The organism is Pedobacter nyackensis (genome assembly GCF_900176505.1).
GTDB classification, from domain to species: Bacteria; Bacteroidota; Bacteroidia; order Sphingobacteriales; family Sphingobacteriaceae; genus Pedobacter; species Pedobacter nyackensis.
In genome coordinates this window covers 498019-517915 of the sequence record NZ_FWYB01000002.1, presented here as the reverse complement: position 1 = coordinate 517915, position 19897 = coordinate 498019, and the positions used below count along the sequence as shown (strand labels likewise).

The following is a 19897-nucleotide window of genomic DNA, read 5'->3' as shown; positions in this document are numbered from 1 at the left end:
CTCAATATACAAATATTGAGGCTAAATGTTATAAATTAATAACTTACACGATGTTGTTAGAATTTATTCTTCCACATCATACTTTCAACCGGTTTGGTTGTTTTGTTATTGTATTTCGCATTGTTTTTTGCGTTGTACATGGTTTCGATACTACCTTCAACAACAAAATAGATCAACTGGCCTATAGGCATACCTGCGTAAATACGGACGGGCTGTGCGCAGGAGATTTCGAGGGTCCAGGTGTTGCAGAAGCCGACATCGCCTTTTCCGGCGGTAGCGTGGATGTCGATACCCAAACGACCGGTGCTTGATTTACCTTCCAAAAAAGGCACATGAGCATGAGTTTCCGTATACTCGAGCGTTACACCCAGGTATAATGTGCCAGGTTGTAGTACATAACCATCTTTAGGGATCTCGAAATGTTCAATCTTATTGTGTGTTTTTGCATCAAGTACTCTGTCTTTATACGTAGCAAGGTATTTACCCAGGTGAACATCGTAAGAGTTGGTTCCAAGGCATTCAGGCTTAAAAGGTTCAATTATTATTGTGCCTTTATCTATTTCTTCTAAAATTCGTTTGTCAGACAGGATCATTATTATAATTAGTATTTGGACGAAATTATGATTAATTTAAGATACTTTTGCATTGTTTTCTAAAATAGAGATGCCTGTAGTTTTTAATAAAAATATCGACGAGGATACCATACTAGCAGTATGGAAAATCGAGGAAACTGAAGAGCAGCTGCTTTCAGCCTTACAGCTGAAACAACATGAGCTTGATGTGATCTCTTCCTTAAATAATGGCAAACGCCTACTGCACTGGTTAAGCACCCGGGTCCTCCTTAGGACGATGTTGAACACCTCTGAGTATATTGATTGTCAGATGGATGAACACGGCAAGCCCTATCTCCCTAATCTTGGGTATCATATTTCCTTAAGCCATTCTTATGATTATGCTTCAGTGATTATTGGCAAGACCAAAAAAGTAGGGGTTGATATTGAATTGATCAAGCATAAGATAAAAAGCATTAAGCACAAATTTCTTTCAGATATTGAGTTGGCACAACCACAAGTTGGCGATAAGATTGACGGTTTATATGTTTGCTGGTGTGCCAAGGAAGCTATTTTTAAATGGCATGGTCGTAAAGGCCTGGAGTTTAAAAGGGATATTTATATCAAGCCCTTTAAATTGAAAAACGAGGGTAAGCTAACTGCTCTGGTGTCGTTGCCTGAAGGTAATCAGGAACTAACTGTTCAATATTTTAAAACCCAGGATGGTTATATGTTGGGTTACGTGGTAGGTTAATTGTTTCAAAAATGAATAAGAAAGTTGAATTTATAGATTGGGGTCTTGTGGATTACCAGGAGGCATGGCCTAAACAGGAGGTTATTTTTGATCAGACTGTTGCGCTAAAAACGCAGAACCGTACCAATAATACTCAGCTTGAAACTCCTAATTACCTTGTTTTTTGCGAACACCCGCATGTGTACACACTGGGTAAAAGCGGTAAACCCGAAAACCTGTTGCTTGATGAACAGGCATTATTGAATAAGCAAGCTACTTATTATAAAATTAATAGGGGTGGCGACATTACTTACCATGGCCCCGGGCAAATTGTAGGTTATCCGATTTTAGATCTTGATAATTTCTTTACAGATATTCATTTGTATTTGAGAACCCTGGAGGAAGCTGTTATTTTAACACTTGCCGATTATGGCATTGCCTCAGGCAGGTACGATGGATTTACAGGTGTATGGCTGGATGCCGACAATGACAAGGCCCGCAAGATTTGTGCAATGGGGGTAAGGTGCAGTCGCTGGGTAACCATGCATGGTTTTGCCTTTAATGTTAATACTGATCTTGATTATTTTAAAAATATTGTTCCCTGCGGTATTGATGATAAGGATGTGACTTCTATGCAAAGGGAGTTGGGTTATAAACTTGATATGGAAGAAGTAAAGGGGAAATTGAAACAGCATATTGCTGCGTTGTTTAATATGGAATTACACTAATTTTCTTAAAACAAGAAAACTAATATAGTTTTGATTTTTAATTACATATGTTATATTTACATATTAACTACTTAAAAAACAAACTATGGATTACAACTCTGACTACTCATCGGTCGGCACAGGTTTTAGTGCCGGAATGATCTTTTTTTGGCTTGCACTTATGGTGCTTGTCTATGCCTCAATGTGGAAAGTATTTGTTAAAGCGGGGAAACCAGGCTGGGCAGCAATTATTCCTATTTACAACTTAATTGTTCTTATTGAAATTGTAGGTAAACCAACAATCTGGATACTTTGGTTGCTTATCCCTTGTGTTAACATCGTGTTTGCCATTTGGTTGATGAACTTAGTGAGCAAAAGCTTTGGTAAATCTGAAGGCTTTACCGTAGGATTGGTGATTTTACCATTTGTGTTTTATCCTATTCTAGGTTTTGGTGATGCTAAATATTTAGGTCCATCAGCTGCGGAAGCTCAAAATGGCTTTAATAACCCTTTCGGTTCAAACAATCCATTCAATAAACCGAATGATCCCTTTAATCAACCTCCAACAACACCAAACGTTTAATTGTTGTTGCTAAACACATATATACTATCCGTCTGGTCTTTTTTATTAGATCAGGCGGATCGTTTTTTTCTGACCTGTCCGTTTAAAGCAATCACAGGTTTTGATTGCCCAGGTTGTGGCTTTCAACGCTCAGTCCTGGCATTGCTGAAAGGCAATTGGCATGATAGTTTCCATTTGTATCCCGCCACAGTTCCCTTATTGCTTACTTTTATCATCGCCGTTCCTGCTCATTTCTTTACAAAAAAAGACCACCCTGTACTGATTAAAACCTTGTATTTAATTACAGGGACAATTATTCTGGTCAGTTATCTGTTTAAAATCTGCTAAAGCAGAACCTGCGATAAAAACCTAGCCTTCTTTTTTCGAGTAAGTGGATTTATGAAATTCTTTGCGATAATTCTTTCAATAATGGTATTATTGGGCTTCAAAAAAACAGTAATCCTTATGAGTAACCTTGAAACATCTGCAGCGATCAATACTGAACATAAAATAAGCTATCTGGCATTGGGCGACTCCTACACCATTGGGGAGTCGGTACCTCTGGAAAGTAATTTCCCATATCAGTTGAGTGCTAAGCTAAATAATAATGGCCTTGATGTTGCTAAGCCTCATATCATTGCTGTAACCGGTTGGACAACCAGCGAGCTACAGGCTGCGATTAAAGCAGAATCTCTGAAGCAAAAATTTGGCTTGGTTACCTTACTGATTGGTGTCAATAATCAATACCGCGGGGAGTCTTTAGATACATACCGCAAGGAATTTAAGGCATTATTGCAAACGGCTATTGATTTTGCCGATGGCAATAAAGCACATGTGTTTGTGGTGTCAATTCCAGATTGGGGTGTTACTCCCTACGGACTGAGTAGTGGCCGTGACCTGAAAGCTGTGGCCGATGAAATAGATGCTTTTAATGCCATTAATAAGGAAGAAACACTAGCGGAAGGCATTAGCTATACAGATATTACCCCCGCATCTAGAAAGGCATCAACAGCGCCTGATCTGATTGCAACCGATGGCTTACATTATTCGCCAAAAATGCATGCTGAATGGGTAGATAGTTTGACCCCTGCGGTTGTTAAAGCATTGAAATAGCTATATAGCAATCGCGGTTTGGTGATTATAATCTTTAATTACTGTTTTTAAGAACTCCATTTCATTCATGCCTGTTGGGATACTTACTGAAAGGTGCGCTGCTACTTTTGCCGACATGGTGTAGATCAGTTCGGTGTTGTATGTTTTGTAATAAGTACTAATCACTTCGTGAATTAGTTCAACATCTCCATCAGTAAGGATATTTACCTTGTCGAAAACAGGAACGTAATCTTCTTCCACCGGATGAAACGCAATATGGTCATAGTTCGTATAGGGGACGGTTTTGATTACTGTCGTTCCTGCTACGATGTCGCCGATTCGCTGTTTCTTTTCTGATATAGCAACACAAATCAATCCACCAAGCTGAGCAGTAAGGGGAAAGTCGACCAGACGGAATAGCCATCTGATAAAATATTGACCTATACTAGGCTTGCTGCCATCCAAACTAATCACTTTTATTTTCATTAAACGCTTTCCTATACACTGACCATTCATGAAAATTTCGCAAATGAGGTTGTAGAAAATATAGCTTGCAGCGAAAATGCCAATCATTGCATAAAGAAGGTATGGAGTACTTTTTAGGTTAGCCGAAAGGCCGGTAGATATAAACAATAGTGCTAAGATTGAATATAAGACCAAGAACATACCTAAGTCTATCAGTCTTGCCGCCAGGCGTTCACCCAAACCTGCAACAGGATAATCAATATCTACATGCTGACTCGTATTTACTTTTATTGTCTCCATAGTTATTCAAATATAATGTTGATGTTGAATTAATTATTGTAAAATGTTTTTTTGTTTCTATTTTAACAGAAAATTATATTCTTACTGAATTTATGAGAGAAGCGTTGTTTGTTAAACAGAATTCAGGGAAATGGAAATCCTATGAACAGTTGCAGACAAGCAATCCTGATGAAATTGCCGAGCGTTTTATAGATATTACCAATGATTTGGCTTACGCCAAGACATTTTATCCCAAATCTAAGACGACGGCTTACCTGAATGGGCTGGCTTCCGTGCTACATCAATCTATTTATAAGAATAAAAAAGAAGACACCAATCGTTTTGTCACCTTCTGGAAATTTGAATTGCCGGTGTTGTTTTATACTTATCGTAGGCAGCTCTTATATGCATTCCTATTCTTTACTATATCCTGCGCAATAGGTGTACTGTCTGCCAAATATGATGATGCCTTTGTAAGGCTTATTTTGGGTGATAGCTATGTGAATATGACCAACGAAAATATCGCGAAGGGCGATCCTTTTGGGGTTTATAAAAAGGAAGGACCTATTGGTATGTTCGTAAGGATTGCCATCAACAATATCTATGTTTCTTTTTTGTGTTTTTTAAGTGGCATATTTTTAGGTATTGGCCCTGTTTTCATGTTGCTTAGAAACGGGGTTATGCTGGGTTCATTTGAGTATTATTTTTTTAGCAAAGGCTTAGGTGTTGAATCTGTGCTGGTGATATGGATTCACGGTACTTTAGAGATTTCGGCAATTATCATAGCTGGTGCAGCAGGACTGGTTATGGGGCATGGTTTACTTTTTCCTAAAACTTATACCCGTTTGCAGGCCTTTAAAAACAGTGCAAAGGATGGAACCAAAATTGCTCTGGGCATTGTGCCCATCTTTTTTGTAGCAGCTTTTTTTGAAGGTTTTATTACACGTTATACCAGTATGCCTTTGTGGCTAAGCATAAGTATTTTAGGAGGCTCACTGATGTTTATGATCTGGTACGTGATCATCTATCCTTTACAATTAATTAAACGCATTCAAAACAGTCAGCATGATAGAAAAACTGGAATTTAAAAAACTAAGGGAATTTGGTGAGATTATTAATGATACATTTTTATTTATCAGGCAAAATTTCAGGCCCCTATTAAAGGTATTTGTTTACTTGTGCGGCTTTTTTATCCTGGCCGGAATGATCGCTGGTATTATGTATCAGTTAGGAGTGAAAACGTCGGTTAATAGCCCCGGTGGTGCTTCAAGCTTTGGTAAATTGAACCAGGTTTTTACCTTTAACTATTTCCTGGTTGTTGTTTTTTCTATATGTAGTTATGCTGCAATGATGGTTAGTACGCTTAGCTTCATTGCCTTATACATAGAGAAGGGAAAAGTGGCACCAACTCCTGAGGAAGTTTGGGCTTATTTTAAATATTACTATTTCAGGGTGTTCCTTAGCTGCATCTTTAGTTTGCTTTTTATATCGTTGGGCTTTGTGTTTTGCTTAATACCCGGTATTTATTTGTTCCCGGCCATGTCCTTGTTTTTCCCGATCATGGTATTGGAAAATACGGACTTTGGCTATGCTTTCAGCCGCTCGTTTAAATTGCTGAAAAACCAGTGGTGGACAACTGCAGGAGCCATCTTTGTCATTTGGGTAATTGCGTATGCCTGTTTGAGTTTTGCCAGTGTTCCAGCTATGATTTTGACAATGGCAGGTACGTTTTTACCGGGACTGGAAAATTGGAGTCAGATTATGATTATCATCGGTACCATTATTCAGTATTTAAGCCAGGTATTTCTTATGATTCCTGTGATAGGAGTTGCCCTTTGCTACTTTAACCTCACTGAAGTACAGGAAAGCCCGGGTTTGACGGATCGAATTAATCAATTTGGAGAAGGGAAAGCCCATACTCCCGGTCTAGAAGAATATTAGCATGTATAGAGCGCTCATTGTATTTTTATTGATTTTTATAACTGCCAATGGCTTTTCAGGGACTTTTCCTGAACGTAAGCCTGTGAAAAATATACCCTTAAAAAACGATACGACCAGAGTTTCAGTCAGGAATTTTGATCTGCAAAAAATAAAAGAGTATAGCAGTCAGCAGGACTTTAGATATGACGATGCTGCTCCGGTTGAGATGAGTTGGTGGGACCGATTCTGGAGATGGTTCTGGAATTTGTTTAGTAGTGTCTTTAGTGGCAAGTATTCAGGGTCCTTTTTAAAATATGCCGTCATTTTTACAGTAGTTGGTCTGGTTATTTTTGCCGTCATTAAGTTGATTGGACTCGATATAAAAATCTTTGCCGGAAAATCTAAGGCTATTGATGTTCCTTATAATGAATCGCTGGAGAATATTCATGAGATCAATTTTAATGAGGAGATAGAAAAGGCAGTTGCAAAGGGTAATTACAGACTGGCAGTACGCTTGCTGTACCTGCTCTCGCTAAAATTATTGAATGATAAAGAATTGATTAACTGGCAGCCTGAAAAAACCAATCATACTTATATTAGTGAAATCGCTGATCCCGATAGAAAGCGGGAGTTCAGTGCCCTCACCCTACAGTTTGAATACATCTGGTATGGCGAATTTTTTATTGATAAAGATAGCTTTAGTACAGTTAAAGGTAGTTTCGAACGGTTTAACGTAAAGTCGCTATGAGAGGATTGAGGCTATACTTAATAGGTAGTGCAGTGGTGATGCTGTTGTATTTAATTGCACAATACTATAAACCAAAACCAACAGACTGGAATCCCTCTTATCTAAAGGAGGATAAAATCCCTTTCGGAACCTACATTTTGTACAATGAATTAGGAAGCATTTTTCCTAAAGCATTGATTACTCCATCAAGGTTGCCTGTCTATAATGCTTTAAAGGACCAGAATTTTGAGCATACCAACTATTTGCTCATTGCCGGTGAAGTAAAAATGGATGGATACGATTATGGGGAACTTGTTAAATTCATGGAAAGGGGGAATAATGTATTTATTGCGGCTTATCAACTAAGTAATACTTTAACTGATACCCTTAATCTGCAGATGAACTCTGTCTTTCAGAATATGAAGGAAACTCCTGTTAATTTTGTGAATCCGGATTTAAAGGAGAAGCGGAATTATGTTTTTAATAAGGGGCTCGGAGATCAGTATTTTAGTAAGGTGGATACCCTTCGGGCTACTGCGTTGGGAAGAAATGCTGCTGGAGAAGTTAGCTTTGTTAAATACGCTTTTGGCAAGGGAGCGCTGTATATTTTGCCAAGTCCGAAATTGCTAAGTAATTACAATCTGCTAAATCCTGCAGGGGCAGCCTATATTGCTAAAGTGCTTTCTCATTTGCCTGCTGCCGAAAGGGTGATCTGGGATGAGAACAATACCAAGGGAAATGTAGATGATGAATCTGTGCTTCGGGTGCTGTTGAGACATGATTCTTTGCGTTGGGCCTATTACCTGGCATTAACTGGTTTGCTGATATTTATCCTCTTCGAAATGAAGCGCCGGCAACGCATCATTCCAATCATAGCGCCTTTAAAAAATACGTCCGTAGACTTTGTTAAAACTGTAGGTAAGGTTTATTATCAGCAGCGAGATAACAGGGATATTGTGCAGAAGAAGATCAATTATTTTTTGGAGCATGTACGGATTAACTATCGTCTGAAAACGACTAAGCTTGATGCTGAGTTTAGGGCAGACCTGGCCCTTAAATCGGGCGTAAATGAAGCTGTTGTGCAGCCATTGATAGAAATGATAAACAAGGTGAATAATGCAGCCGCGGTTAATGACCAGGACCTGATTAACCTGAATAAATTAATAGAGAAATTTTATAAGCAAGCCCAATAAATTATGGAAGTGGAAATGTTTAACACAAGAACCGACCTTACGCAATTAAATACTGCAGTAGAACAGATCAGACTATCGTTGGGTAGTATTATCGTAGGGCAGAAAGATACCATTGATTTTTTAATTGCCGGACTGCTTGCCGATGGTCACGTTCTTTTAGAGGGGGTGCCGGGCGTAGCCAAAACGTTAAGTGCGAAGTTAGTCGCTAAAAGTATCGATGCCACTTTCTCCCGTATTCAGTTCACGCCCGACTTAATGCCTTCGGACGTAATAGGTACCTCCGTTTTTGATCCAAGGTCTTCGGTTTTTGAATACCGTAAAGGACCGATATTTGGTCACATTGTACTGGTAGATGAAATCAACCGGGCACCTGCAAAAACACAGTCGGCATTGTTTGAGGTGATGGAGGAAAGGCAAATTACAGTGGATGGCCATACTTACCTGATGGATGAACCATTTATGGTATTAGCTACTCAGAATCCAATTGAGCAGGAGGGGACCTACAGGCTGCCTGAAGCGCAGTTAGACCGCTTTCTATTTAAGATTGAAGTGAAGTATCCAACTTTGGAAGAGGAAACCGCAATCTTGTTAAATCAACATCAACGTAAACTGGATGATGAGTTGAAAGCAGTTCAGGCTGTATTAAGTATTGAGCAGATTAAAGCCTGTCGCGCCATTATAAAAGCATTGCATGTGGAACCTAAGTTGATTGAGTACGTAGCAAAGATCACTCATGAAACAAGACACAATAAATCTCTTTATTTAGGAGCTTCACCTCGTGCTTCTTTGGCTATGATAAATGGCGCAAAGGCATTTGCTGCTATGCAGGGCCGTGATTTTGTGACTCCTGAAGACATTATAAAAGTAGCTGCCCCAGTATTGTCGCACAGGATTATGCTTAGTCCGGATAAGGAGATGGAAGGCCTGACCACCCATGATATCGTAGCACAGATTATTCAGAAAATAGAAGTACCCAGATAAAAACCAGGGATATTGAGACACTTTTTTAGAAAATACTACAGAGACCTTTTTCTGGGCAAAATATTTTTTGCCGGAATAGGTTTATGCGTAAGCTTATTTCTTTTTTCTTTCTTTCTTCCATGGCTTGGCGACTTACCTTACCTCTTTTTGGGGGTGTTTGCTTTATTGGTGCTGATAGATCTGGTATTGTTGTATCGTACAAACCGCGATGTTTTTCTGCGTCGAGATGTACCTGAACGCCTGAGCAATGGAGACGACAATGAACTTCAAATCTACGTGGAGAACTTTTATTCATTTGGGATCCATATCGGTATCATTGATGAAATTCCTTTTCAGTTTCAAAAAAGAGACCTCTGGTTTAAAAGCAGTTTAAAATCAGGTGAGCGTAAAACGATTTCCTACCTGTTAAGGCCAATCAAAAGAGGCGAATATGTTTTTGGTCAGATACGTATATATGTGCAGTCGCCATTGAGGCTGGCAATCCGAAGGTTTAACTTTGGGGAGGAGGTTACTGTGCCGGTTTACCCTTCTTTTTTACAACTGCGTAAGTACGAACTGATGGCGATATCGAACAGGCTGAGTGAATTTGGGATTAAGAAGATCAGACGGATTGGCCATAGCATGGAGTTTGATCAGGTAAAAAACTATGTGAAGGGTGATGATTACCGCACCGTGAATTGGAAGGCCACAGCCCGAAAAGGGGAACTGATGGTAAATTCTTATACGGATGAAAAGGCACAGCATGTATATTGTATTATTGATAAATCAAGATCAATGAAGATGCCTTTTGAGGGAATGAGCTTGCTTGATTATGCGATTAATGCGAGTCTGGTCCTTTCGAATGTAGCGCTGGTAAAGCAGGACAAAGCGGGCTTGATGACCATAGCGGAAAAGACCGGCGCTATTGTTCCTGCAGATCGCAGGCCGGCGCAGCTTGGTAAAATAATGGAGGTTTTGTATAAGGAAAAGACCCGTTACCTGGAACTCAATATGGAAGCCATGTATACAAGTGTGCGCGCGACATTAAGACAACGCAGCCTGGTGGTGTTATTTACTAATTTTGAAAGCATGTCGGCTTTGCACAGGCAGCTGCCATTTTTAAAGCGCATTGCCAAATTCCATTTGCTGCTGGTGGTATTTTTTGAGAATACAGAACTTAAAGTACTTACAGAAAAACCGGTGCGGGATGTAGAAGATATTTACATCCAAACCATTGCCAATAAGTTTGCTTATGAGAAGAAGCTAATGGTAAAGGAACTGGCTATGCATGGCATCCTCAGCGTTCTAACACCACCAGAAAAATTAACAGTAAATGTGGTAAACCGGTATTTAGCGATTAAGGCACAGCAAAAAATCTAATTGATATTTCTGCTGTGCTTATATTAACATTCAGGTAAACTGATCGGGATGTTTGTAGCCAAACCTCCATCAGATGTTTCCTTATATTTCGAGTTCATATCCAGTGCCGTTTCCCACATGGTGTTTACTACAGCATCCAGACTAACTTTAGCTTTATCCGGGTTACTTTGCAGGGCCAGCTGACTGGCAGTAATCGCTTTGATAGCGCCCATGGTATTCCTTTCGATACAAGGGATTTGAACCAAGCCCCCTATAGGGTCGCAGGTTAAGCCCAAATGATGTTCCATGGCAATCTCTGCCGCCATCAGCACTTGTCGCTGTGAACCGCCTAAACACTCTGTTAAAGCTGCGGCTGCCATGGCTGATGATACACCGATCTCAGCCTGACATCCACCCATTGCAGCGGATATCGTAGCCCCTTTTTTAAAGATACTTCCGATTTCAGAAGCACAGGCGATAAACTGGGTGATCTTTTCATCGGTATAGCCATCGCAGAAAGCGATGTAATATTGCAGTACTGCAGGGATAACACCTGCCGCACCGTTAGTTGGCGCTGTAACAACCCTGCCAAAAGAAGCATTTTCTTCATTTACGGCGAGTGCAAAGCAGCTCACCCAATCCAATATGTAGTTAAAGCCATTTCCACCATTTCTGATGGCCATGATCCAGCTGTTATAATCATGATATACGCTGCTGCCTATCAGTCTTTTATTTAAAGCAGAAGCTCTCCTGCCAACATTTAGGCCCCCAGGTAAAAATCCTGAGGTATGACAACCCCTGTAGGTACAATCTTTCATTACAGTGAAGTGCTGCATGATGCCTTTTCGTGTTTCAGCTTCTGTACGCCAGGAAAGTTCGTTTTCCATTACGATTTCAGAAACTTTCAGACCGGTAGATAAGCACCAGTGAAGTAGTTCGCTTGCTTTTTCAACTGGAAAAGGTAAATCAACCTGTTCTTTCTCGCTTCCGTTTTCACCTTCTTTTACCACAAAACCACCACCTATTGAATAGTAAGTTTCGGAGAATGCTTTTCCGGTACTTAAAAAAGCTTGAAAAGTAACTGCATTGGGATGGAATGGCAGGCTTTCGAAGAAAAGAAAAACCATATCCTCATCGTAATTGAAAGAGACGGTTTTTTCCCCGGCAAGGGATAACAACTGATCTTCTTTAATTGAAGCAATGGTTGTGTCGATGGCATTCACATCAAAAGTAACAGGATCAGCACCGGTAAGTCCCAACATTGTCGCTACGTCTGTTCCGTGTCCTTTTCCGGTTTTGGCCAGAGAACCATATAAAAGGATCTTTACCTGCTCAACCTGAGCCAGCAGTCCATTTTGCTTAAGCGAAGCTGTAAATTGTTGTGCTGCTCTCCATGGACCCAACGTATGTGAGCTTGATGGGCCAATACCTATCTTAAAAATGTCGAATACCGAGATCTGTTCCCTTTGCATAATACAAAGCTACTATAGTTTCCTCATATAGTAAACATCCTGATTAAGGAAACCGCTTAAAAATCAAAAGCAATGATGTTTTTGTCCTGCAGCATGCGGTCGACAAATGTTTTATGTTTCTCGGGACTGCCAATTGCAATCCATGTTCCGCTGATGATGCCATTTGCGAGTTCCTGCTTGCCTCTGATTAATTTTAGCTTAGAGGTTTTAATGTGTTGCTCGTATTTTTCAAGACTTTCGCCATCGTATCGTTTTACAATGCGGTAAACCCGCTTGGTATACCTGCGCTCCAACATATTTTCAAGAAAGGGAAAAACAAGCAAGGAGGCCAGTACGACTATGGTTACGCCGATGGCCTGCTCCATATAGCCAGAACCGATTGCCATGCCTATGGCAGCAACGATCCAGATAACGCAAGCTGTTGTTAGCCCTTTTACCTGATTGTCTTCTTTGAAGATAACACCAGCACCTAAAAAACCAATTCCGGTTACGATGTTGGAAGCAATGCGGTCGTGACTACTCAATCCGATTTTAATAGACAAGATCGTAAACAGGGTTGAACCCAGACCAATCATGATCATGGTTTTTAATCCCGCCTGCTTACTTCTAAACTCTCTTTCGGCACCAATGAGTCCGCATAATAGCGTAGCCATTAAAAACTTATTTACCTCACTCTGGGTAAGAAAATGATTGGTGTCGATAATGTTTTGCATAGCCTGTATAAACAATCTAATATAACATTTCTTTTATGATTGTTATATCATTTAGTAGAAATCATAGCACCTCAGGCCATTAAATTTATTGTAGCCGGAACTATTTGGGAAATACTTTTCGTACCCAATGCTGGCTTCGGTAGTACCACCGGTATTGGTATAGTTAATTTTTGAGGTGGTGGCGTCATGGCTTAGCCCTAGCCTTAGTTTTTCACCATTTTTATTCCCTTTAAACAAATCGAATATCAGGGAAACCACAACGGCATCCGGACCACCTTCTCCGGCGCTACGGTACCATATCCCGGCATTTAAGCCCCTATGCTTAAACTGCGCACCTGCGCTGAGTGAAGTAGAGCTGGCTTGCTTATAATACACTACAGAAGGGATCAGGTAGGAGCCTTCATCCTGGTTATAGTCAAAATACGGACTTAAAGGAATTCTATAGCTTGCATTTGCGGTAATGCGCATGGGTAGTTTAGCTACTGTTCCACTAAAAGATTCATCAGGTTTGTTGATGTGGTGAAGCGCTACACCCGCCATCAGGTTTCGAAATACGATGTTGGTGCCGGCAGCTGCATCCAGGTAAAACTTACTATCCATCTCCGGTGGTTGTGCTGATGATATACTTCCGGGGATATAACCCAGGCGCATATCTATCTGATCAGAGAAAACGAGTTTACTCCAGTCTATCTGGCGGTTGGTGAAACCGGCCTGTATACCAAAGGAAGCGACAAAGTCGTCGCCACCTACGCTATAAGAATAGGTGGCTGCGGCGTTATTTTTAACGAGGTAAGCTGTTCCTTCACTGCTGCGGGTAAACATCAGACCTACACCCCCGGCAAATTTAGAAATGTTCAAATCTGCAGAGGCTGTGATATAAGACAGGTCACCGCTTAAGCCCGACCATTGATTCCTGTAAATTAGGTTCATCCGGATGTCGCCCTCAAACTGCCCAGTTAAAGAGGGGTTAAGGTAGATGGGCGCATTAAAAAACTGCGAATAAATATGATCCTGCGCTATTGCCGAAACGCTAGCCATTACCATTAATAACATTAATTTATATCTCCCGCTCATCCTTATCTGATTAAATGTATTGGTCCTGTTCGTTTTGCCGGAGCGTTGTCGTAGGTCATACCTTTCCATTCTGACCCGTTAACCATCTGGACATCGATTTTCCAGTAGTATACGCCCTGCGGCATTGGCTCTCCTTTGAAGGTTCCATCCCAGCCCTCTGCAGGTCTTCCTTCTTCCAGTTTCGTAGTTTCCCAAAGTACCTGTCCCCATTTGTTGAATATGCTGAATCGCCAGCTTAGGATGCCTGATCCCTTGGCACGGAACTCGCGTAATTCAGGCTGCGGATTTCCAGGGATGAAAGAGTTAGGTACAAATAGGTATCCTGGTACCCCTTTAATGGTTACGTTCTTAAATGTTGTTGTAAAACAGCCTTGCTGATTTGTTACTTTTAAAGTGACTTTATAAGTTCCTGTATCCAGGTAAGTGTGGTTAGGGTTTTTTAAAGCAGAAGTCATCCCATCACCAAAATCCCATTCCCAAATAGTAGGTCCGTTGGTACTTTCGTCCTCGAACTTGAAGGTATAATTCGGTATGCTAATCAGTGTTGAAGGATTCACGTTAAAAGCTGCAATTGGTGGCGGTACAACACGGATGAAATCAGTTTTCGTAACAGTATCTGAGCAACCAAGATTGTTGGTTGCAATAAGTGTTACAGTGTAGTATTCCTGATCTCCTTTGTAAATGTGATGAGGGCTTACCTCACTTGATTTCGGTGAACCATCGCCAAAATCCCATACATAACTAATGCCACCTTGAGTAGTGTTTTGGAGATGAACATTAAGGTCTGCACAACCTAGTCTTATATCAGAGGTGAAGGAAGCTTTTGGTTGTGCCAGAACAGTAATTGTCTCTGTTGTGCTGCGGGTAGAGCAACCGTTTGTCGCTGTTAAAGTCACCACATAAGTTCCGTCCGTGATAAAAGTATGTGTAAATCTTTCCGGGGAGGTGATAGATTGTCTTGGCGTCGTACCATCATTGAAGTCTACCGTAAAGGTGGTTGCACCTGTTGAGTTGTTGTCAAAAGTTACGGTAAATGGCGCACAGCCAATGAGCTGATTGCCGTTGACCACCAATTCTGCGTTTACGGTGTTTGGTCTGACCACAATGGCATAAGGCTGTGTAGTTACCGTTCCGCATTGGTTTTGAGCGGTAAGTGTTGCATTGAATGTTTGTGTATTCGTAGTTGTTCTGTAGATATGTGTTACCGTTCTTCTGTCGTTAGTTTCTACAGGTTGGGTTCCGTCTCCAAAGTTAAAAGTATACGTTATACCTGCCTGAAGCGGAGAATTATTAGTGAAATTAACGGTTAGATCTGAACAGCCGCTAGTTGTACTTGGAGAGAATACAGGTTTTGGTGGTGATTTGACAAGTACGGTTCCTTTAGCGGAGTCAATACCACAGGTTGTTGCAGAATAAAGTGTAACAGTATATGTAGTGTCTTTTCCTGATGGGTCGGGCTGGAAAGTAATGGCCGGTGGATTCGCACTGTTCGAAGTTCGTCCATTTCCAAAGTTCCATCGGAATGTTGCCCCCGTTGTTTGCAGGGAGGTGTTTACAAAGTTGATGGTTAGCGGTCCGCAATCTGAAGTAGTTACAGGTGTAAATGAAGCTGGAACAGCCTGGTTAGTGCTGAAGTCATGTGGTAATTCGGCAGATGCGCATCCCAGGCTACTTGCCACAGCCAATCTGATGGTTACTCTTTCATTACTGTTTTGAATAGTATATCCGGGGAATGTTGTACCAGTCCCAATCTGTACACCGTTGGCAAACCAGGTGTAGGTTGCATTTCTGTCAGGATAAGGAATGGTAGTGATCTGTAACGGGAATGGGGCACAACCTGTATCTGCGAGCCAAGTATACTCAGCTCTTGCATTAGGATTGATTGTAATTTGAATGGTATTGCTGATATTTTGAAAATTGCCTGCACAGGCAGCAGTACTTACCAGGCGTCTGTAATAGGTTGTTGTTGTAAGTGTCAGTGGCTGATAATCTGGTTGCTGAGCGCCGGTAACATCAGTCCAGTTTGTGTTGTCTGTACTGGATTGCCACTGATATACGAATTGGTCGTTTCCGCCGGTAAGCGTGCCAGTACCCGTGAGTAAAGCTGGTGCAGTTCCGCTGCAAATGGTCTGGTCTGCAGCTATTGTGTTGCCTTGTATTGGTGGCTGTACAGTTACGATATTCTCATTGCTTGTGGATGTACATCCGCCGCTGTTCACGATTCTTCTAAAGCCGATATTCCCTGTGGTAGTTAGTGTGATGGTCAGGTCTTCCCCGGTTTGTCCGGTGATTACTGTCCATGTTCCTCCGTTCGTGTTAGTTTCCCATGTGTAAGTATACGGTGCGCCGGCGCCACCTATCGGTAGGCTACCATCCACAACCAGCTGTTGTCCATTACAAACAATTGCAGATGTTGTAATCGTATTTAGGTCAACCGCGGGATTATTTCTGAGAATAATATCATCAAACGTGGGTCCGCAGGCTGACGGTCCTGTAATAGTCCATCTAAAGGTATAAATTTGCCCGGCTACTAAATCCTCTACAATAGTGGTTGGGTTTGTTGGATTCAATATGTCTACGGTAGGATTGGCAGGATTAGCCGGAATAAGTGTCCAAAGTCCAGTTTCGCCTGGTTTTAACGGCGTACTGCCATTAGCCTGTAAAGTGACACTTGTTTCATCACATAATGTTCTGTCAATTCCTGCGTCTGCCCGTGTATCAGCTGGTGTGGCAGTAATAATTGTTGGAGTTGAATTTTCAATTGTACATCCTCCATTCTGAACAACGGCACGAAACTGAGTAGATTGAGTGAGGTTATTAAAGGTATAAGTTGTTGTGGTATTAGTGTTTGCAGCTGTGCTCCAATTTGTGCCGTCCAGACTACTTTCCCATCGCAGCACGTTCCCCAGATTTCCGGATAACGTGATTGTCCCAGTATTGCTGTTTGCACAAACAGTTGTTACAGTTGTAGCAGTTGTACCAGGAATTGTCGGTTCATTTACTGTAATTGTAACTTCATCAAATACGGGAAAACAAGCACTCATTGCGTCAATTGTCCATCTAAAGGTATAAGATCGTCCCGCGACCAATCCGTTAACAGTGGTCGTTGCGAGATGTTCATCCGCAAAGGTAACAGGTCCGTTTGCTGAAACTAATGTCCAGGTGCCGGTTCCGACTACTGAAGGATTCCCCTCTAGCGTGTAACTATTTGTTGAGCAAATACTCCTGTCTGTTCCTGCCCTGGGCTGTGTTAAAGCAGGATCTACATTTATTGTAATGTCTACCGGGGTTCCCGGGCAGCCTGTTTGAGAATACGGAATAATTGTGTAAGTGACAGTTCCCTGCATTGTGCCCGAATTTGTCAACGGATCATTGATTGATGTAACTGCCGTACGTGTAGGATTGATTGTATTTCCTGAGACACCGTTCGAGGAACTCGTCCAGGTATAGGTTGTGGAGCCAGGCGTGTTAGTAACAGATAGGTTGATGGCAGAAGATTGCCCGCTACAGATAGTTGCACTGATTGCGGTGGCGGTAAGTGTTGGTCGCGGATTGACCGTTACAATAAACTTGAATACTTCGCCATCGCAACCGTTCGCTTCAGGTATAATTGTGTATTCGACGACAGCTGGTTGGGTCGTACTATTGTTTGTAATATTGTTATTGATATTTCCCGTACCGCTTGCGCTGAACCCCGTAGCAGTTCCTGAAGTAACTGCTGCAGTCCACCTAAAAGTGCTTTCTGTTACAAACGAGGAAGGAGTAAAAGTTGCCGGATCACCAGAACATATTTCTTGCGATCTTGATGGAATCGGATTTGTGCTGATATTATTTGGATATATCACAACCGAGATGTCGGCGAAAATTACAGCGCAAGTTCCTGTGATGCCCGTTGAGACTCGAAGCCTGATGTTTGCTACTCCTGCTGTTCTTTCTGATGGCGTAGGTGAATAGGTCGTAGTCAGATCGTTTGATGGTGAGAAGGTTCCCGCTCCCAACCATTGAAAGGTAGTGTTTGTGGTCGGATTTGTAATTAGACCGGTCAGATTTATATTGTCATTAAAGCAAACGGCATTTGGAGTGGCTGTTATGCTGGCTGTTGGTGATTGGGTGAAGGTTAATACTTGTGAATCGGTTATCGTATTACAATTATTTTTGTGTGTTAGGGTTACCGTATAAGTTCCAAAATCTTGAAAATTAATGGTTGGATATTGTGAATTTGCCGTGCTTGGTGAAACAAATGTATAGCCACCCGCACCGGAGACCGTCCAGGTATAGGTGTCAGCTAAAATTTCGGTTGTTCCACTTACCGTAGTATTTGTTGCCGAGCCATTGGGAGCAAAGGTGTAATCACCACGGGCACATAAATTTGCATCACCTGATAACAGTGCCTGTGGAGGACTGTTCACTACAACTCTTTGCGCTTGTGTAGAAACAGAACATGTACCTGATCGGATTGAAAGAGTGATATTATAAGTCCCTGTTTGCGCAAATGAAAAATTCGGGTTTACATCATTTCTATTGAATGTAACTCCAGCCGTGGGTATGACAGACCAAGTATATACCGGAGTATTCGGACATGTATTGTCCAAAACAGAGGAGCTGCTATTTGCGTTGATTGTAGGTGAGGAGAGACAGACAAGGTTACTCGAGAGTGTAAAGGCTGGTCGTGGTGGATCTTGTACGCAGACAGTGTGTTCTATCGGATCCGCTTGACACTCTCCGTCACTATTCGATGTGAGCCGGACGACATGGTTACCTTTGGTAAGAAAGGTGTATCTAAAGATAAAATTTCTGGAGACATCCATCGCAGAAGCAATGGGGACACCATCAACCCACCATGTGTAAGTGACAGTATTATCAGAGCAGCCATTACTATTTGAATTGGGACGTTGCCCCGCAATGGATTCATTAGCAAAAGTAGCCTGATCTCCTAGACAGATAATTGGTGGATAAGTGAAGATGTTAATTGGCCTTCCTACAACACGTGCGTTTGCGAAGAGTGGTGATCCGATTTCACCACAAGTAAAAGGGCTTAAAGCCTGGACATTAACTTGAAAAGCATTATATACAGTTCCATTAGAAACGCCGCAAGAAGATCTATCGTAAGTATGTGAGACTTTGTTGTTCAACTTAACAATCTCACAATAAGTATAGGTGTCTTCTCTTCCGTCTCCCCATCTTATCCGGTAAATATTCCCGGGGAAGTTTACCGCTATACTGTTAGCGCCATCAACAGTTACAGCATACTCGAATGCCCCGGTAGGAAAGCAAACCGTTTCGGATCCCGTGGTTGCAAAGGCAGTAACGACCCTGTTATTTACCAGAAAATACGCACGAGTACCAACAGTCCCATCAGGCATTTCTGCTCTTACAAAAATGGTATAATGGGCAAGACTGGCGGAAAAAGATTTCACATCGTTTACTGAAGTATAGACTAAAGTGGTTTGAGGCTCTGCTGTGAGTTGGTTCGTAATTGTAGCTGATACATTTCCTGTATTGGACGTGTTAACAAAATTGTATGGAAAATTAGCAGAAGCATTGCACTTTCCGAAAGTTACAGGGTTTAAAACATTACCTGGTGAATTGATGGTTGCATTAGCTGGTATTGCTCCTGCAGATATGGTGAAGGAAGTTGACAATGCAGACTCTAATACCGGATTCGTAGATCGGATTTTAACTCTATAGCCCGCACCGGGTATAGTCGTAGTAGGAATTGTTCCATTTACAAAAGCTGAGTAGAATCCTGTGTAAGTCCCAATTGAAGTTTCTACATTACTTGGAGAAACCAATATCAAATTAAAGTCGTTGTTTCGACCGATACAATCTGTATTGCCTATTGCAAAAGTCGCCGCTATACTCGACCCCGGTGTATATGGCCCAGCATCAACCGTACCGATAGTAATCTGAGGAAAAACTACAGTTATCTGTAAAAAAAAGAGAGTAATCGTTAAAAGGAGTAAACGTTTTACCATATATACAGGGATGCTGTATAAAAGTAACTAATTTTTTGTTTCAATTAAAAATATTGGACCCAAATGCACTTAAATAAGAAAACCACAGACGGATATCCGTCTGTGGTTTTCTTTA

The 19897-nt window shown here is 41.4% G+C and carries 17 protein-coding genes; 11 read left to right on the top strand and 6 right to left on the bottom strand.

The annotated features are described in order from the left end of the window. Positions 1 to 56: 56 nt before the first annotated feature. Positions 57 to 593 carry a dCTP deaminase gene (gene dcd, locus B9A18_RS06415; protein ID WP_084288330.1) on the bottom strand — a complete coding sequence of 179 codons (537 nt, stop codon included), beginning with the start codon at positions 591 to 593 and terminating at the stop codon, positions 57 to 59. A 70-nt stretch (positions 594 to 663) separates the two neighbouring features. Between dcd and B9A18_RS06410 the strand changes: the two genes are divergently transcribed. The 5 genes from B9A18_RS06410 to B9A18_RS06390 all read left to right on the top strand — a co-directional run bounded on the left by B9A18_RS06410 (position 664) and on the right by B9A18_RS06390 (position 3666). Further along, complete coding sequence (locus tag B9A18_RS06410) at positions 664 to 1305, top strand: 4'-phosphopantetheinyl transferase family protein (RefSeq protein ID WP_084288328.1); 642 nt, start codon at positions 664 to 666, stop codon at positions 1303 to 1305. A gap of 11 nt (positions 1306 to 1316) precedes the next feature. Beyond that, complete coding sequence (lipB, locus tag B9A18_RS06405; protein ID WP_084288327.1) at positions 1317 to 2012, top strand: lipoyl(octanoyl) transferase LipB; 696 nt, start codon at positions 1317 to 1319, stop codon at positions 2010 to 2012. Between the two features lie 85 nt (positions 2013 to 2097). Beyond that, the gene (locus B9A18_RS06400; RefSeq protein ID WP_084288325.1) at positions 2098 to 2574 is read left to right on the top strand and encodes a DUF5684 domain-containing protein; all 477 of its coding nucleotides are present in this window, start codon (positions 2098 to 2100) and stop codon (positions 2572 to 2574) included. Further along, entirely contained in the window at positions 2575 to 2901 is a 327-nt protein-coding gene (locus B9A18_RS06395; RefSeq protein ID WP_317048220.1) for a DUF2752 domain-containing protein, read from the top strand. A 117-nt stretch (positions 2902 to 3018) separates the two neighbouring features. Beyond that, positions 3019 to 3666, top strand: a complete 648-nt coding sequence (locus B9A18_RS06390; protein ID WP_235005251.1) for an SGNH/GDSL hydrolase family protein — start codon at positions 3019 to 3021, stop codon at positions 3664 to 3666. On the opposite strand, the gene B9A18_RS06385 is transcribed toward B9A18_RS06390, so the two are convergent. Next, positions 3667 to 4410 carry an RDD family protein gene (locus B9A18_RS06385; RefSeq protein WP_084288321.1) on the bottom strand — a complete coding sequence of 248 codons (744 nt, stop codon included), beginning with the start codon at positions 4408 to 4410 and terminating at the stop codon, positions 3667 to 3669. 92 nt (positions 4411 to 4502) lie between these two features. Between B9A18_RS06385 and B9A18_RS06380 the strand changes: the two genes are divergently transcribed. Genes B9A18_RS06380 through B9A18_RS06355 form a run of 6 tightly spaced genes read left to right on the top strand, consistent with a single transcriptional unit; the run spans position 4503 to position 10569 of the window. Next, the gene (locus B9A18_RS06380) at positions 4503 to 5477 is read left to right on the top strand and encodes a stage II sporulation protein M (protein ID WP_084288319.1); all 975 of its coding nucleotides are present in this window, start codon (positions 4503 to 4505) and stop codon (positions 5475 to 5477) included. After that, complete coding sequence (locus B9A18_RS06375) at positions 5455 to 6330, top strand: hypothetical protein (protein WP_084288317.1); 876 nt, start codon at positions 5455 to 5457, stop codon at positions 6328 to 6330. The genes B9A18_RS06380 and B9A18_RS06375 overlap by 23 nt, the downstream gene beginning before the upstream one ends. A 1-nt stretch (position 6331) precedes the next feature. Then, positions 6332 to 7057 carry a DUF4129 domain-containing protein gene (locus tag B9A18_RS06370; RefSeq protein ID WP_084288315.1) on the top strand — a complete coding sequence of 242 codons (726 nt, stop codon included), beginning with the start codon at positions 6332 to 6334 and terminating at the stop codon, positions 7055 to 7057. Next, positions 7054 to 8229 (top strand): DUF4350 domain-containing protein, encoded by a 1176-nt coding sequence (locus B9A18_RS06365; protein WP_084288313.1) that lies wholly within the window; start codon positions 7054 to 7056, stop codon positions 8227 to 8229. Before B9A18_RS06370 ends, B9A18_RS06365 begins: the two co-directional genes overlap by 4 nt. Before the next feature lie 3 nt (positions 8230 to 8232). Continuing rightward, positions 8233 to 9210 (top strand): AAA family ATPase, encoded by a 978-nt coding sequence (locus B9A18_RS06360; RefSeq protein WP_084288312.1) that lies wholly within the window; start codon positions 8233 to 8235, stop codon positions 9208 to 9210. A gap of 12 nt (positions 9211 to 9222) precedes the next feature. Then, complete coding sequence (locus B9A18_RS06355) at positions 9223 to 10569, top strand: DUF58 domain-containing protein (RefSeq protein ID WP_084288310.1); 1347 nt, start codon at positions 9223 to 9225, stop codon at positions 10567 to 10569. Positions 10570 to 10592: 23 nt separating this feature from the next. On the opposite strand, the gene B9A18_RS06350 is transcribed toward B9A18_RS06355, so the two are convergent. The 4 genes from B9A18_RS06350 to B9A18_RS06335 are packed head-to-tail and all read right to left on the bottom strand — an operon-like array spanning position 10593 to position 19782. Then, positions 10593 to 12020, bottom strand: coding sequence for an L-serine ammonia-lyase (locus B9A18_RS06350; protein WP_084288308.1), 1428 nt, complete (start codon positions 12018 to 12020; stop codon positions 10593 to 10595). Between the two features lie 56 nt (positions 12021 to 12076). Beyond that, positions 12077 to 12733 (bottom strand): MgtC/SapB family protein, encoded by a 657-nt coding sequence (locus tag B9A18_RS06345; RefSeq protein WP_084288307.1) that lies wholly within the window; start codon positions 12731 to 12733, stop codon positions 12077 to 12079. A gap of 51 nt (positions 12734 to 12784) precedes the next feature. Beyond that, positions 12785 to 13807, bottom strand: coding sequence for a PorP/SprF family type IX secretion system membrane protein (locus B9A18_RS06340; protein ID WP_084288305.1), 1023 nt, complete (start codon positions 13805 to 13807; stop codon positions 12785 to 12787). Between the two features lie 2 nt (positions 13808 to 13809). After that, complete coding sequence (locus B9A18_RS06335) at positions 13810 to 19782, bottom strand: PKD domain-containing protein (RefSeq protein WP_084288303.1); 5973 nt, start codon at positions 19780 to 19782, stop codon at positions 13810 to 13812. Between the last annotated feature and the right edge of the window lie 115 nt (positions 19783 to 19897).

What these genes read in the sequence shown, in the direction of transcription:
- dcd (WP_084288330.1), bottom strand. Translation starts at nt 593, where the DNA reads ATGATCCTGTCTGACAAACGAATTTTAGAAGAAATAGATAAAGGCACA.
- B9A18_RS06410 (WP_084288328.1), top strand. Translation starts at nt 664, where the DNA reads ATGCCTGTAGTTTTTAATAAAAATATCGACGAGGATACCATACTAGCA.
- lipB (WP_084288327.1), top strand. Translation starts at nt 1,317, where the DNA reads ATGAATAAGAAAGTTGAATTTATAGATTGGGGTCTTGTGGATTACCAG.
- B9A18_RS06400 (WP_084288325.1), top strand. Translation starts at nt 2,098, where the DNA reads ATGGATTACAACTCTGACTACTCATCGGTCGGCACAGGTTTTAGTGCC.
- B9A18_RS06390 (WP_235005251.1), top strand. Translation starts at nt 3,019, where the DNA reads ATGAGTAACCTTGAAACATCTGCAGCGATCAATACTGAACATAAAATA.
- B9A18_RS06385 (WP_084288321.1), bottom strand. Translation starts at nt 4,410, where the DNA reads ATGGAGACAATAAAAGTAAATACGAGTCAGCATGTAGATATTGATTAT.
- B9A18_RS06380 (WP_084288319.1), top strand. Translation starts at nt 4,503, where the DNA reads ATGAGAGAAGCGTTGTTTGTTAAACAGAATTCAGGGAAATGGAAATCC.
- B9A18_RS06375 (WP_084288317.1), top strand. Translation starts at nt 5,455, where the DNA reads ATGATAGAAAAACTGGAATTTAAAAAACTAAGGGAATTTGGTGAGATT.
- B9A18_RS06370 (WP_084288315.1), top strand. Translation starts at nt 6,332, where the DNA reads ATGTATAGAGCGCTCATTGTATTTTTATTGATTTTTATAACTGCCAAT.
- B9A18_RS06365 (WP_084288313.1), top strand. Translation starts at nt 7,054, where the DNA reads ATGAGAGGATTGAGGCTATACTTAATAGGTAGTGCAGTGGTGATGCTG.
- B9A18_RS06360 (WP_084288312.1), top strand. Translation starts at nt 8,233, where the DNA reads ATGGAAGTGGAAATGTTTAACACAAGAACCGACCTTACGCAATTAAAT.
- B9A18_RS06350 (WP_084288308.1), bottom strand. Translation starts at nt 12,020, where the DNA reads ATGCAAAGGGAACAGATCTCGGTATTCGACATTTTTAAGATAGGTATT.
- B9A18_RS06345 (WP_084288307.1), bottom strand. Translation starts at nt 12,733, where the DNA reads ATGCAAAACATTATCGACACCAATCATTTTCTTACCCAGAGTGAGGTA.
- B9A18_RS06340 (WP_084288305.1), bottom strand. Translation starts at nt 13,807, where the DNA reads ATGAGCGGGAGATATAAATTAATGTTATTAATGGTAATGGCTAGCGTT.
- B9A18_RS06335 (WP_084288303.1), bottom strand. Translation starts at nt 19,782, where the DNA reads ATGGTAAAACGTTTACTCCTTTTAACGATTACTCTCTTTTTTTTACAG.